This window comes from Sphingomonas sp. URJC2 (assembly GCF_059803575.1).
In genome coordinates, this window is the sequence record NZ_JAPFGX010000083.1 from 1 (window position 1) to 1,188 (window position 1,188).

1 protein-coding gene is annotated in these 1,188 nt (G+C 64.4%); it reads left to right on the top strand.

The features are described 5' to 3' along the window. Positions 1 to 1,150, top strand: a protein-coding gene (locus OPU66_RS14890; protein WP_498554430.1) for an IS3 family transposase whose coding sequence is annotated in 2 segments (ribosomal slippage) — positions 1 to 243 and positions 243 to 1,150 — 1,151 coding nt annotated over the 2 segments. Because the reading frame shifts where the segments join, the coding sequence is not laid out codon by codon here. This gene is flagged as partial in the annotation. Positions 1,151 to 1,188 lie beyond the last annotated feature (38 nt).

A 1,188-nucleotide genomic window follows, 5' to 3' on the forward strand; every position in this document is an offset into this window, starting at 1 on the left:
CCGAGGAGATCATCGGGAAGCTGCGTGAGGTTGAGATCATGCTGGGCCAGGGCGGGACGACCGCGGAGGCATGCCGCCGGATCGCGGTCAGCGAGCAGACTTACTACCGCTGGCGCAAGGAATATGGTGGCCTGAAGACGGATCAGGCTCGGCGAATGAAGGACCTGGAGAAGGAGAACCTGCGGCTGCGCCGTGCGATCTCGGACCTGACGCTCGACAAGCTCATTTTGCAGGAGGCCGCGCGGGGAAACTTCTGAGCCCCGCACGGCGCCGGCGCTGCATCGATCAGGTGAAGGAGACGCTGGATGTGTCCGAGCGACGGGTGTGCCGCGTGCTTGGCCAGCATCGGTCGACGCAGCGCAAGGTGCCGTGCGGGGCAGGCGACGAACAGACCCTGACCGAGGACATCATCGAGTTGGCCAGGCAGTACGGGCGCTACGGCTATCGTCGGGTGACCGCGCTGCTGCATGCCGCGGGGTGGTCGGTGAACCACAAGCGTGTCGAGCGCATCTGGCGTCGTGAGGGGCTGAAGGTACCGCAGAAGCAGCCGAAACGCGGCCGGCTATGGCTGAACGATGGCTCGTGCGTCCGGCTGCGGCCCGAATATCCGGGACATGTCTGGGCATACGACTTCGTCGAAGGGCGGACGCATGATGGCCGTAAGTTCCGCATCCTCACCATCATCGACGAGGCGAGCCGCGAGTGCTTGGCGCTGATCGTTGCGCGCCAGCTCAAGCATGAGGACGTATTGGCAGCACTTGCCGATCTGTTCATTGCTCGAGGCCCGCCGGCGCACATCAGATCGGATAATGGCAGCGAGTTTATCGCCATCGCGGTCCAGAAATGGCTCGGGCAGGTCGGCGTGAAGACGCTCTACATTACGCCGGGCTCGCCATGGGAGAACGGCTACAACGAGAGTTTCAACGGGTCGCTGCGCGACGAGCTGCTCAACGGCGAGATCTTCTACAGCCTCGCCGAGGCAAGAGTGCTGATCGAAGCATGGCGACGGCACTACAACACCGTCCGGCCGCACAGCAGCCTGGGCTACAGGCCGCCGGCGCCGGAAGCGGCGACACCGCCATTGCCGGTCTCCGGTTCCGCTTCGCTCCACCTCCGACCGGCAATGGCGGCGGAGACGACAATGCACTAACTATATACCCGGACCACCCGGTGGGGGCTGCTCAGATC